Source organism: Lysinibacillus sp. NPDC096382 (genome assembly GCF_044762845.1).
Taxonomy (GTDB): Bacteria; Bacillota; Bacilli; order Bacillales_A; family Planococcaceae; genus Lysinibacillus.
Genome location: NZ_JBIWFC010000015.1, coordinates 111,113 through 123,908, shown reverse-complemented (window position 1 = coordinate 123,908; position 12,796 = coordinate 111,113). Strand labels below are relative to the sequence as shown.

The window sequence follows — 12,796 nt, the reverse complement described above, 5'->3', positions numbered from 1 at the left end:
CTGTTCGCTCGACTTGCATGTATTAGGCACGCCGCCAGCGTTCGTCCTGAGCCAGGATCAAACTCTCCATAAAAAGAAATTTGATTAGCTCAAATCGTTTTGCTGGCATCATGTTTGATGTCCAAAATTTTGTTTCGTTCACCAACTCAAGGTTAGCTACTAAAAACTTTATTGATTACGTTTTGCTTGTTCAGTTTTCAAGGTTCATGTTGATGTCGTTGTTTTCAGCGACTTCTTTATATTAACATTTAACTCATTTCATGTCAACAACTTTTCTAAAAAGTTTTTCCGTTCGTTGAGTTATTTTGTTATGTCTTAGCGACAATTAATATAATACAATATCAATTAATTAAAAGTCAATAACTTTTTATAAAAAAATATCGAGGTATTTTTCATACCTCGATAACTAGCATACTACAGTCCTTGCTCCATTTCTAGAGCGTCTTTATTTACCTTATAATGACGGTGGAATATCATGTCACTTTTCGCAACGATAGGTTCAATTTGAATATAACCTTTGTCCACTAAATATTCGACAAACACTTCTAAATCTACTGAGTAGTTCATGAGCTCATTATGATCGTGCAATTCCTGAATTGTCCAAGTCTCTTTTGTTTGCATTACTTCTAAAATATGTTGAGCGCCGTCTCGAGTACGTGAATGTATTAAAAACTCGCTTGCTAAAAATAATAGCTCTAAACGTTTTTCTATCGGCTCATTACTTGTAACGAGCTCCTCGTATAATTTATAAATCGCTGGTTCTATTTTTTTCACCTGCGCCCAAACAGTTACTTCAGGGTAAAGTCCACTATCAATAATGGATAAACGCCCCAAATGATGTAATGAATCTACTACATGATTATAAGCATCGAGATAGCTACCCTTATCAAAGTATTCTTTTCCTTCTAAGTAACGTCGAATTAACTTTGAAAATTGAATACCAGTTTTGATTTTACGACCACAAAACGGAAACTCCTGTAATTCAATTTTTAACTTATGAAGAAATTCATTACGATCAAATAATACTTTACCAAAGAAAATCCAATCGACCACTTTTTTATTTGAGCCAATGAGTAGCCATTTTCGTATTATTTTCTCGGTAACAGTATGTAAAGCTACTTTATTTCCTTCATATAAGTAATGCTTCGAAAAGACTGGCTTTTCTGCTTCCTTTACAATAATAAGTAAGACTGTATCAAATGTATCTGTCACATTACTTTTTTCCTCGCGTTTTTCCACTAAAATAACGCCTAACGTATTCGACTGACTTGCACGTTCCTGGTATATCGGACGCAAAACTTGTTCCATGTTCAGTCCCCCTCTATTTACTTGTTACCTTTTAACTTCATTCAATGGATGTCACGGATTTTCACCGTACTCAATTACACCAATACGAAATTGATTTCGTTAAAAATTCGACATACTCTAAAAGTATTCCTTCTTTCCACGTTATCAAAGCTAAAATACTTTGTTCTTATATGTTATAGTAGATTTTAGATTGGGAGGCAAGATGATAAATGAAACCTTACAAAAGTAAAATTAATAAAATCCGTTCATTTGCATTAGCACTTATTTTTATTGGCTTTGTAGTTATGTATGGGGGAATCTTCTTTAAAAACTATCCTATTCTAGTATTAATTTTCATGACCCTTGGTGTACTTTGTATTATTGGTAGTACAGTCGTATATGCATGGATTGGACTGCTCTCAACAAAAGCTGTTCAAGTGGAATGCCCTAATTGCCATAAGCACACAAAAGTATTAGGCCGTGTAGATATGTGTATGTACTGCAATGAACCATTAACACTGGATCCAACTCTAGAAGGAAAAGAGTTCGACCAATCTTATAATAAGGCAAAAAAATCCTAGCCCTTCGATAAGAGCTAGGATTTTTTCATTGTACTTTTGCAGATACATCTTTACACGATGGACAAGTGCCGTAAATTTCTAAACGATGCGAATGCACATCAAAGCCTGTTACTTGTGATGCAAAATGTTCAATTTCGTCGAGACCAGGATAATGGAAGTCGACTATTTTTCCACAGCATTCACAAATCATATGATAATGATCGTTTGTAACGAAGTCAAAGCGACTTGAAGCATCACCGAAAGTTAGTTCTTTCACTAGGCCAACTTCACGAAATACGCGAAGGTTATTATAGACAGTCGCTACACTCATATTCGGAAATTTCCCTTCAAGTGCTTTATAAATTTCATCGGCAGTTGGATGTGCCATTGTTTGAATTAAATATTCCAAAATAGCATGACGCTGAGGAGTAATACGAACACCAGTTGTTTTTAACGTGTCAAGTGCATCCTGTAAATGCGTTTCAGACATCGTCATGCACCTCTTCCATAAAGATTATTAATTGATAATAGTTATAATTAGTGTATCGAATTAAGCTTACTTCTGTCAACAATCATACACATTTCAGTTTAAGCTTCAATAACCTCGTGATAAATCTACCCTATTTTCTACATCCGTTTCACCACGTAACCACTTCTCTAAACTTGGCTTAAAAATCTCTAGGCTACGTTCAACATAACGAGATGAGTGACTTGAAATATGCGGAGATACAATGACATTTGGTAAAGTCCATATAGGATGATCCTCAGCTAAAGGCTCTTGTTCAAATACATCTAAAACAGCATAACCAATTTCACCTGCTTGAATGGCATGCACCAAAACGTTTTCCTCTACTAAGTTTCCACGACCAAAATTCATGAAAATTGCGTCATTTTTCATCGCTTTAAAATGGTCTTCTTTCAATAAATGCGTCGTCTCTTCTGTTTTAGGTAATACGGAAAGGACAATATCAGCCTTTGGTAAAGCTTCGGCTAATTGATCAAAGCTCACTATCTCATTCATATATGCTGCTTCGTCCCCCGAACGGTTACAGCCAATTGTCGCAACACCAAAAGCTTGCAATAAGCGACCTACTTCCGAGCCAATAGCCCCAGGTCCTAAAATAAGTGCTGTACTATCCCGCAACTCGGTTTGTTTCGCTTTTTTTGACCATTCACTTTTCTTCTGCTGTTCATACATCCAAGGCAACGCACGCTTAATCGCTAAAATATGGGCAAGCATTGATTCTGCCATTGGCGTTTTATGAATGCCACGCACATTCGAAACGAGTATCCCTCGTTCTATAATGGCTTGAGCTGGCATTTTTTCGATCCCCGCCGAAGCTACAAAAATCCATTTAACCTTTGTCGCATACTGTATATTTTCATCATGTAAATCTTCACCGTATGTGACAAGTACATCCGCTTGTTGTAGCTCATCGTTGGATAAGCCATTTTCAAAAATAAAATCAACTTGTGGAAATTCAGCTACTAGTGGCTCACGTAAATCCGTTCTTGGTTCAAACGTAAAATAAATTCTCATTGCTTCGCCTCCCATTCTGCTAAATATGTATATACTTCTTCAATATGATTTTTCACACGTACTTTACGCCAAGCCTTTATTAGGTTTCCTGCTGTATCAATTAAAAATGTCGAACGTTCTATCCCCATATATTCACGTCCATACATCTTCTTCAGCACCCACACGCCATACGCTTCTGCTACAGCATGATCCTCATCCACTAATAGCGAGAATGGTAATCCGTGTTTATCTATAAATTTGGTATGTTTTTTTGCATCGTCAGGACTAATCCCAAGTACAACTGCATTTAATTTACTAAAATCCTCGTGCTTATCACGGAAGTCACAAGCTTCCGTCGTACAGCCTGGTGTCATATCTTTAGGATAAAAATATAAAATAACATTTTGTCCTTTGTAATCCGCTAACTTTACTGTTTCTCCGGTTTCATTTATAAGGGAAAAATCAGGTGCTTTTTTACCTTCTATTAAAGCCATATCAATCTCCTCCTCTGTACGCTCTATTTTACTCTAAATAGTAAAACAAATCATATCCCTTAATTTCTTTGGATTTCTTACACCGATAGGTCTACAATAGATGAAGTATAAAGATTTAGGAGGCAATATATATGAATCACACAAAATCTGAAGCAGTACACACAGAAGCGCTACAGCATATCGTTGGTGGTGTAAATAGCCCTTCTCGTTCTTATAAAGCAGTTGGCGGAGGTTCACCTGTTGCAATGGCTCGTGGGAAAGGTGCTTATTTTTGGGATGTTGATGGCAACCGTTATATCGACTATCTAGCAGCTTACGGTCCAATCGTTACTGGTCACGGTCATCCACACATCGCCAAAGCTATTACAAACGCAGCTGAAAACGGCACTTTATTTGGAACTCCAACTGAATACGAGGTTACTTTTGCTAAAATGCTAAAAGAAGCAATCCCCTCCATGGATAAAGTACGCTTTAATAACTCTGGTACAGAAGCTGTCATGACAACAATTCGTGTTGCACGTGCTTATACTGGCCGTACAAAAGTTATGAAATTCGCTGGTTGCTACCATGGTCACTTTGACTTAGTACTAGTAGCTGCTGGTTCAGGACCTGCGACATTAGGTACTCCTGACTCAGCAGGTGTTACAACTTCTACTGCAGAGGAAGTAATAACTGTACCATTTAACAACCCTGAAGCATTTACAGAAGCAATGGATAAATGGGGCGATCAAATCGCCGCTATTTTAATCGAGCCAATCGTTGGAAACTTCGGTATTGTAGAGCCTAAACCTGGCTTCCTAGAATTAGTGCATGCTACAGCAAAGGAAAAAGGTGCGTTAACAATTCACGATGAAGTTATCACTGCTTTCCGCTTCCACTACGGCGGTGCTCAAAACTTATTAGGCTTAACACCTGACCTAACTGCCCTTGGTAAAGTAATCGGCGGTGGTTTACCAATCGGTGCATACGGCGGTCGTAAAGAGATTATGGATACAGTGGCTCCACTTGGACCTGCCTATCAAGCAGGCACAATGGCAGGAAACCCTGCATCCATGCAAGCTGGTATTGCCTGCCTAGAAGTATTACGAACTCCAGGTATTTATGATGAAATGGACCGTCTTGGAGCCATTTTAGAAGAAAGTATCTTGGCTGCAGCAAAAAAACATGATGTAACAATTACTGTTAATCGCCTTAAAGGAGCTCTTACAATTTACTTTACAGATGTGACAGTAGAAAACTATGAGCAAGCTGAAAACTCAGACGGTGAAATCTTTGGTCGCTTCTTTAAATTAATGCTTGCACAAGGCATTAATTTAGCGCCATCAAAATATGAAGCATGGTTCTTAACAACAGCGCATACAGAAGCCGATATTCTTGAAACAATCAAAGCGGTAGATATTGCATTTTCACAATTGTAATTTGTAAAATGTAACGGCTAAACGCTTAGTGAGAAGAGCAATATAGAACAGTTTCTAAGGTTAACTTTTAAAGACGACTCCCCTGTGAGCCGTCTTTTTCTGTAAATGACATACAAATCTATGTATTTTATGAGCACTTCCTTCTATAATGTAAAGAAGCTTAAAATTTTAGACAGAAAGGACATCCATTTTCTATGAAATTAGGTGCCCGTGTATTTAAAACTGGTGTCGCCATCGTGTTTGCACTATTTATTGCTGAGCTGCTAGAGCTACCTTCACCTGTTTTTGCAGGAATTGCAGCGATCTTCGCGATTCAGCCATCTATTTATCGTTCCTATCAAACAATTGTTGAGCAAGTACAAGCCAATATTATAGGAGCTACCATCGCGGTCATTTTTGGCTTGCTTTTTAGTCACCATGTAGTAGCCGTCGGCATTGCAGTCATTGTTGCGATCGGTATCATGTTAAAATTCAAACTTGAAAAATCATTGTCTCTAGCACTCGTTACAGTTGTAGCTATTATGGAGTTTCAAGGAGATGACTTTCTTACATTTGGTCTTATTCGCTTTTTCACCATATTAGTTGGGGTGTTAGCAGCATTTGTTGTCAATCTGTTCTTCTTGCCACCAAAATATGAAGTAAAGCTTTTCCGTAAAATTTACTTTTTACAGGATGATATTATTCGATGGACGCGACTTGCTGTTCGCCAGGCATCTGAGCATACTTCTACAAAAGAAGCATTAAGCAAATTTAAGGCTCGTATGCAACGAGTTGACACACTGTATGATTTTTATAAGGAAGAGCGTAATTATTTTAAAAATAAAAAGTTTGTAAAAGCACGTAAATTAGTTGTTTATCGTCAAATGATCACAACATCAAAGAAAAGTTTAGAGCTGCTTCATCGTCTTCATAATCATGAAAACGAAATAGCCCAGCTACCGACACAATTTCATTTAATGATTCAAGAGCGACTCGATTTCCTGCTAACTTACCATGAGCAGCTACTGTTAAAATATACAGGGAAGTTAAAGCCCGAACATTCAGAGTGGAGTAAAAACATCGATTATGTTCAGCGTAACGAGTTAATGGAAATATTCATCAAGCAGATCAGTTATGCGCATGATGAAGGCGATACTGAATTCTCGAGCTATCACTTGCTTTATATTTTATCGCGTATTTTAGATTATGAAGAAAACCTAGAGCATTTAGATACGCTCATCGTTTCGTATCAAACTCATCATGGCCAAGAGATCAATGTGGAGTTTGAAGAAGAGTTTATTTAACTTCTTAAGCAAAAGTCTCCCATCTCCATAGGTGGTGAGATGTAAGTCATTTTTTAGCGGGTGCCCAAACATCTGTACCTGTCGCTACACTTTCAGTACAAAAGACATCCGCTGAAAGAAGTTAAAGCCTCCGGCGGATGTCACAGAATTATAACAAGGCATAATTGCTTAGTTGAAGCATGTAAAAGAGCGAAGGGTTGGCATTATATCCACCCTTCGCCCTTTTTTATTAGCTTTTCATTTTCGGGTCAAGCGCATCACGTAGGCCGTCCCCCATTAGATTAAAACCGAGTACCGTTAACATAATAGCTAGACCTGGGAAAATCATAGTCCACGGAGCCTTTATTAAATAAATACGGGAATCCGCTAGCATTTTACCCCATTCTGGTGCTGGCGCTTGAGCTCCTAATCCAAGAAAGCCTAGTGCTGCCGCTTCAATAATCGCTGTCGCTATCGCTAACGTTCCTTGTACGATAATTGGCGTCATCGAGTTGGGCAAAATATGCGAGAACAAAATTCTTGAATCACGCATTCCGATGGCCTTTGCTGCCACAATATATTCCTCTTCTTTAACACTCAATACTTTCGAACGAATTAAGCGCCCGAAATTCGGCACGTTAATAATGGCAATGGCAAGCAATGCATTTTGTAATGATGGTCCAAGTACTGCTACTATCGCAATAGCTAGTAAAATACTAGGGAATGCTAACAGAATATCAAAAATACGCGAGATTATCGTATCAATCCATCTTCCATAATAACCCGCAATAATGCCAAGGAAACTACCTACAATTACAGAAAGAATAACCGAAAAAAAACCTACCTTCAAAGAAATACTAGCCCCATGTATAACTCTTGAGAAAATATCCCGCCCAAAGTCATCTGTTCCAAACCAATGCTCACTTGACGGTGCTAATAACCGATTCGAAAGATTTTGTTCATTCATTCCTTCAGGAGCAATCATCGAGCCAAATATAGCAAGTATAATAAAAAATAGTACAATGCCTGCACCTACTAGGGAGATTTTGCTCTTTTTAAAGCTACGCCAGCCTTCTCTCCAAGGACCTACCGCTCGTTCACGACTTGGTGCTACATCTGTTTTTATATTTATCGCTCCAGTCATTTTTGCTTCTCCCCTCTATTTGTATTTAATCCGTGGATCAATCACCGTATATAGTAAATCCACAATTAAGTTAATCATAATAAAAATAAAAGCAATTACTAAAATACCTGATTGAATAACAGGATAGTCTCGGAAGCCAATAGCATCATAAATATAACGACCTATTCCAGGCCAGCTGAAAATCGTCTCCGTTAAAATGGCGCCACCTAGCAGTAACCCTGTTTGCAAACCGATTACTGTTAATACCGGAATAACTGCATTTTTCAATGCATGCTTATAAACAACAATAAACATTTTTTGCCCTTTTGCTCTAGCGGTGCGTACATAGTCAGAGCGCATTACTTCAAGCATAGACGACCTAGTCATTCTTGCAATAATCGCCATTGGGATTGTCGCAAGAGCTATGCCCGGTAATACTAATCGCTTTAATACTTCAGTAAATTGATCAAAGCGGCCTTGTATTAACGTATCCAGTAAATAAAAATGAGTAATGGTGGTTATTGGATTTCGCACATCTTCTCGCCCAGACGTCGGGAACCAGCCAAGCTGATTACTGAAAGCCCATTGTTCCATTAAGCCGAGCCAGAAAACGGGTATAGATACTCCGATTAAAGCAACTACCATTGCCACATAATCAAACCAAGAATTTTGAAACCATGCAGAAATAATGCCTGCATTCACGCCAACAATCACTGCGATAATCATGGCAAATAGCGCTAGTTCAGCTGTTGCCGCTAAATACAGGAAAATTTCCTCCGATACGGGCAATTTAGTACGTAACGATACTCCTAAATCCCCCTGGAAAATGCCACCTAAATAACTAAAATATTGTGTATACCATGGCTTATTTAATCCTAAACTTGCGTTTAACGCTTCGACCGCTTCTTTCGTTGCCTGCTGCCCTAAAATTACTTGTGCTGGATTACCAGGAATTGCACGAATTAACATGAAAACGATAAAAGTCATTCCAAGCAAAACTGGGATTAATTGAGATAAACGTCTTCCCATATAGCGAAGCATTTTCTTCACCCCTCTGTTATTTTCAAAATATACTTTTGTATGAAAAGCATTGAAGTCTTTACACATACTGTAGAAAGGATCAGCCTTCACCAAACGGTTCCGGACGCAATTATGCCGAGGCATAATTGATCGTTTAGATGATTGGTCTTTCATACAGAAAAAAATACCTCTAGCTTGTAAAAAGAATCCGCTAGATTCCTACGGCTTACCCGCAGAAAGCAAGCAGATTCTTTAAAATAATTCCCTCTTAAATTAAAACCTGTTTAAGACAGCCCTATAAGCCTACTTCATATCTACTGACTCTAAACGGTCAGAGCCTGTTGGATGTGCAATATAGTTTGTAACTTTAGTGTTAGCAGCTAAAATTGGGGTAGAGTAAGCAAGCGGAACCCACGGTGCATCTTTAGAGATAATCTCTTGTGCTTGCTTGTAAAGGGCATTACGCTTGTCCTCATTCATTTCAGTTTGTGCTGCAACTAATAGTTTGTGCACTTCTTTGTTGTCATAGAATGTATAGTTGTTAGAATGAATATTATCTCCGTCTAATAAAGTGTAAAGGAAGTTATCCGCATCACCGTTATCACCTGTCCAACCAAGTAAGAACGCATCCGCCTCTCCCTTTTCTGCCTTATCTAAATACGTAGCCCATTCAAACGTTACAATTTTAGATTTCATACCAACATCTGCAAAATTTTTCTGAATGGCTTCCGCAATTTTTTGACCATCAGGCATATACGGACGTGGCACAGGCATTGCCCATAGTTCGATTTCTTTACCATCATAGCCAGCCTCTGCTAATAATGCTTTTGCTTTTTCCGGATCATATTCATAGCCTTTAATGGCATCGTTGTAGCCTGCAACTAACGGAGGCATTGGATTTTTCGCCGTCTCTCCTAAGCCTTCATAAAATGCATCTACTAATGCTTGCTTATCGATTGCATAATTTACTGCTTGACGAACTTTTACGTTATCGAACGGTGGACGAGTTACTGTTAATCCAAGATAACCAACATTCATAGATGGACGTTCGATTAGTTGTAAATCTGTATTTGATTCGATTGAAGCTTTATCAGATGGACTTAAACCATCCACTACATCAACTTCATTGTTAGTTAATGCATTGAATCGTGCGGAGTTATCTGGAATAGAACGGAAAATAACTTTATCTAATTTCGGCAAATCTGCAATACGGTAATCTGGGTTTTTCTCTATTGTGATGGAATCATTTCGTTTCCACTCAACAAATTTAAATGGACCAGTACCTACTGGATGATCTTTAAGTGCCTCATCATCTTTTTCAAAAGCTGTTGGTGAAGCAATAGCAAATGGAGACATCGCTAAATTTTTCAAGAATGTTGCTTGTGGTTGGGATAATTTAAATATAACTTTATAATCACCATCAGCAGTAATCGACTCAATTACTTGCTTGTCATCTACCGTATATTGAGAGGCGTAGTATGGGAATTTATCAGCACCACCAGCTTTCCAGCGCTCAAAATTTTTCACGACTGCTTCAGCATTGAAATCAGTACCGTCATGGAACTTAACCCCTTCTTCAAGTTGCATCGTATACGTTAATCCATCTGCTGAAGGTTCCCAAGATTTTGCCAGCCCTGGCTGCAATGTTACATCTTGCTCTCCAAAGTTAATTAAAGTCTCATAGAGGTTAACCGTTACTTTAAATGATTCACCTTCTGTTACTGTCGCTGGATCGAGAGCAGTGGAATCACCGCCACGACCATATACTAATGTTTTTGGCCCACCGCTAGCTTTATCGCCACCACTTGAAGTATCTTTACTACCCGTATCCTTAGTATCTGAGCCGCCACAAGCTGCTAACATCGTCGAAAGAACAAGGATAAGCATTACACCCAAAGTCCAAAGCTTCTTTTTTTTCATTGATTTTCCCCCTAAGTTTTTTTATATCATTGAATGTTGGATTGCATCATATAGATGGCACGCAACATAATGACCCGGTTTCACTTCTTGCATTTTTGGAACTACTTGAGAGCATTCTTCTTTTTTAAATGGACATCTTGTATGGAAAGTGCACCCGCTTGGCGGATTCGAAGCACTTGGGATATCTCCAGAAATAATGAGCTGTTCACGTTCAAACGTAGGATCTGGAACAGGTACCGAGGATAGCAATGCCTGTGTATATGGGTGAAGTGGCTCAGCATATAAATCCTCACTTGCTGTCAGCTCCACTAATTTCCCCAAATACATTACACCTACACGATTACTAATATGACGTACAACCCCTAAATCGTGGGAAATAAAAATATAAGTTAGCTTTAAATCCTTTTGTAAGTTTTGCAATAAATTTAATACTTGAGCCTGTATTGACACATCGAGTGCAGAAACGGGCTCGTCCGCAATAATCAAACGTGGATTCGTCATCAGAGCACGGGCAATGCCGATACGCTGCCTTTGACCACCACTAAATTGGTGTGGATACCGTTTCACATGATATTCATTTAACCCAACAATTTCGAGAAGCTCTAATACCTTCTGTTTCCGTTCCTTTGCGTTGCCCATTCCATGAACAATAAGAGGCTCCTCCAATATTTTTCCAATATTATGCCTAGGATTAAGAGAAGCATAAGGATCTTGGAAAATCATTTGAATGTCTCTACGGGCTTTGCGCATTTCATTGTTCGAAAAATCTGAAATCATTTTACCTGCGAATTCAATCTCGCCCTCTGTTGGCTCAAGCAATCGCATTAAAAGTCGACCAGTCGTTGATTTACCGCACCCTGATTCACCAACGATACCTAATGTTTCTCCTTCAAAAACTTCAAAGGAAACATCATCCACTGCCTTTACGTCTCCAACCTGTGTATTCAAGGCACCCTTCCGAATAGGGAAATACTTTTTTAAACCATCAACTTTCAATAACACTTTCGACATGTTGCTTCACCTCCTGTTTCTCTAGTAAAAAACATCTCGATTTATGCCGCTCTGTCGCTTCATATAAAGGTGGTGTTTCTTGTACACAGCGGTCCATCGCAAATTCGCAACGCGCTGCAAAACGACAACCTTCCTGAATACTACCAGGCTTAGGTACACTACCTGGTATAGAGTAAAGATTGTCCTTTTTATAACGCATATCCGGTACTGATTTAATAAGCCCTTGTGTATAAGGATGCTTTGGATTTACGAATATCTCCTGAATAGGTGCCTCCTCTACAATTTGGCCCGCATACATCACAATAACCCGCTCGCATGTTTCTGCTACAACGCCTAAATCATGTGTAATTAATAATACGGCTGTATTTAAACGTTTATTTAAATCTTTCATAAGCTGCAAGATTTGAGCTTGAATCGTAACATCTAATGCAGTAGTCGGCTCATCAGCAATCAATACCTTCGGATCACAGACAAGTGCCATCGCAATCATAACCCGTTGTCGCATCCCCCCTGATAGTTGATGTGGGTAATCTTTTAATAATTCCTCAGCTCGTGGTAAACCTACTAGTTTCATAATATCAATTGCCCTTGCAAATGCTTCCTTTTTAGACCATTTTGGATTATGAATTAAAATCGCTTCTTTTAGCTGATCCCCAATTGTAAACAAAGGATTTAAGGATGTCATAGGCTCCTGAAAAATCATCGCCACATCTTTCCCACGAATTTTTTGCATTTGTTTATCAGATAATGTGACGAGGTTTTTGCCATCTAATAGTATTTCTCCACCCGTTATTTTTCCTGGTGGCGATGGTATTAACCCCATAATGGACAGTGATGTGACACTTTTTCCACTTCCCGATTCCCCTACAATCCCTAATATTTCTCCCTCACGAACAGAAAAATCGATATCATCTACGGCAGGAATTTGTCCATCATCTGTAAAAAAGGTTGTCTTTAAACCTTTTATTTCTAGCAGCTTTTTTCTCATGATCAATCGCCCCATCCTACCTATATTTTTACTTAATCACATTCTCTGTCACTCAATTCCCTATTTTCAGATAATTCTAACCAAAAAACATTGCTCTTTCAATCATAATTATTCTGCAATTAACATAGATTTTCTACATCGTTCGAGTTCTATATTAATAATATCTTAATAATCGATAATATTTTATAAATAAG

12 protein-coding genes and 1 rRNA gene are annotated in these 12,796 nt (G+C 38.4%); 3 read left to right on the top strand and 10 right to left on the bottom strand.

Annotated features, from left to right (window positions below; genetic code table 11):
- Both ACIQZA_RS18870 and ACIQZA_RS18865 read right to left on the bottom strand, forming a co-directional pair.
- A 16S ribosomal RNA gene (locus ACIQZA_RS18870) occupies nucleotides 1-73 on the bottom strand; the annotation flags it as partial.
- Between the two features lie 341 nt (nucleotides 74-414).
- The gene (locus ACIQZA_RS18865; RefSeq protein ID WP_400939497.1) at nucleotides 415-1,308 is read right to left on the bottom strand and encodes a nucleotidyltransferase-like protein; all 894 of its coding nucleotides are present in this window, start codon (nucleotides 1,306-1,308) and stop codon (nucleotides 415-417) included.
- A gap of 209 nt (nucleotides 1,309-1,517) precedes the next feature.
- Between ACIQZA_RS18865 and ACIQZA_RS18860 the strand changes: the two genes are divergently transcribed.
- Nucleotides 1,518-1,868: a YgzB family protein gene (locus ACIQZA_RS18860; RefSeq protein ID WP_142510786.1), complete on the top strand. Its 351-nt coding sequence runs from the start codon at nucleotides 1,518-1,520 to the stop codon at nucleotides 1,866-1,868.
- A 25-nt stretch (nucleotides 1,869-1,893) separates the two neighbouring features.
- Here the strand turns inward: ACIQZA_RS18860 and perR are convergent, their stop codons facing one another.
- The 3 genes from perR to bcp all read right to left on the bottom strand — a co-directional run bounded on the left by perR (nucleotide 1,894) and on the right by bcp (nucleotide 3,860).
- Nucleotides 1,894-2,337 carry a peroxide-responsive transcriptional repressor PerR gene (gene perR / locus ACIQZA_RS18855; RefSeq protein WP_142510785.1) on the bottom strand — a complete coding sequence of 148 codons (444 nt, stop codon included), beginning with the start codon at nucleotides 2,335-2,337 and terminating at the stop codon, nucleotides 1,894-1,896.
- Between the two features lie 105 nt (nucleotides 2,338-2,442).
- Nucleotides 2,443-3,387 carry a D-2-hydroxyacid dehydrogenase gene (locus tag ACIQZA_RS18850; protein WP_400939502.1) on the bottom strand — a complete coding sequence of 315 codons (945 nt, stop codon included), beginning with the start codon at nucleotides 3,385-3,387 and terminating at the stop codon, nucleotides 2,443-2,445.
- Nucleotides 3,384-3,860 carry a thioredoxin-dependent thiol peroxidase gene (bcp, locus tag ACIQZA_RS18845; RefSeq protein WP_400939504.1) on the bottom strand — a complete coding sequence of 159 codons (477 nt, stop codon included), beginning with the start codon at nucleotides 3,858-3,860 and terminating at the stop codon, nucleotides 3,384-3,386. The genes ACIQZA_RS18850 and bcp overlap by 4 nt, the downstream gene beginning before the upstream one ends.
- A gap of 131 nt (nucleotides 3,861-3,991) precedes the next feature.
- Here bcp and ACIQZA_RS18840 point away from each other — a divergent pair, with 131 nt between their 5' ends.
- Nucleotides 3,992-5,278 (top strand): glutamate-1-semialdehyde 2,1-aminomutase, encoded by a 1,287-nt coding sequence (locus ACIQZA_RS18840; protein ID WP_400939506.1) that lies wholly within the window; start codon nucleotides 3,992-3,994, stop codon nucleotides 5,276-5,278.
- Nucleotides 5,279-5,472: 194 nt separating this feature from the next.
- Nucleotides 5,473-6,561: an FUSC family protein gene (locus tag ACIQZA_RS18835; protein ID WP_400939508.1), complete on the top strand. Its 1,089-nt coding sequence runs from the start codon at nucleotides 5,473-5,475 to the stop codon at nucleotides 6,559-6,561.
- Nucleotides 6,562-6,790: 229 nt separating this feature from the next.
- Here ACIQZA_RS18835 and nikC read toward each other — a convergent pair whose 3' ends face one another.
- From nikC to ACIQZA_RS18810, 5 genes are all read right to left on the bottom strand, one after another.
- Nucleotides 6,791-7,684, bottom strand: a complete 894-nt coding sequence (gene nikC / locus ACIQZA_RS18830; RefSeq protein WP_142510780.1) for a nickel transporter permease — start codon at nucleotides 7,682-7,684, stop codon at nucleotides 6,791-6,793.
- A 15-nt stretch (nucleotides 7,685-7,699) separates the two neighbouring features.
- The gene (locus tag ACIQZA_RS18825) at nucleotides 7,700-8,704 is read right to left on the bottom strand and encodes an ABC transporter permease (protein WP_400939511.1); all 1,005 of its coding nucleotides are present in this window, start codon (nucleotides 8,702-8,704) and stop codon (nucleotides 7,700-7,702) included.
- Nucleotides 8,705-8,986: 282 nt separating this feature from the next.
- A complete protein-coding gene (locus ACIQZA_RS18820) occupies nucleotides 8,987-10,603 on the bottom strand; it encodes an ABC transporter substrate-binding protein (RefSeq protein WP_400939513.1) in 1,617 nt (538 codons plus the stop codon).
- 21 nt (nucleotides 10,604-10,624) lie between these two features.
- Nucleotides 10,625-11,614, bottom strand: coding sequence for an ABC transporter ATP-binding protein (locus tag ACIQZA_RS18815; RefSeq protein ID WP_400939515.1), 990 nt, complete (start codon nucleotides 11,612-11,614; stop codon nucleotides 10,625-10,627).
- Nucleotides 11,589-12,602, bottom strand: a complete 1,014-nt coding sequence (locus tag ACIQZA_RS18810; protein ID WP_400939517.1) for an ABC transporter ATP-binding protein — start codon at nucleotides 12,600-12,602, stop codon at nucleotides 11,589-11,591. Before ACIQZA_RS18810 ends, ACIQZA_RS18815 begins: the two co-directional genes overlap by 26 nt.
- Nucleotides 12,603-12,796: the final 194 nt, after the last annotated feature.